This is a genomic window from Klebsiella sp. K47 (genome assembly GCF_051858335.1).
Lineage (GTDB): Bacteria > Pseudomonadota > Gammaproteobacteria > Enterobacterales > Enterobacteriaceae > Klebsiella > Klebsiella pneumoniae.
In genome coordinates, this window is sequence record NZ_JBPYUI010000432.1 from 1 (window position 1) to 223 (window position 223).

Below are 223 nucleotides of genomic sequence, written 5' to 3' on the forward strand. Positions count from 1 at the left end.
TAAAAAATTATGTTGGTTTCTCTGGTCGCGCACGTCGTAAAGAGTACTGGATGTTTACTCTGATTAACGCCATCGTCGGCGCTATTATCAATGTCATTCAATTGATTTTAGGTTTAGAGTTTCCATTCCTTTCTCTCATTTACCTGGCAGCAACAATCATTCCGGTCATTGCTCTGTGTGTTCGTCGTCTGCACGATACTGACCGTTCAGGTGCGTGGGCGCT

The 223-nt window shown here is 44.4% G+C and carries 1 protein-coding gene; it reads left to right on the top strand.

Annotation, left to right across the window (positions count from 1 at the left end):
• Window positions 1-223, top strand: a 223-nt coding sequence (locus RRF55_RS28670; RefSeq protein WP_439419396.1) for a DUF805 domain-containing protein, incomplete at both ends; no start/stop codon positions are given.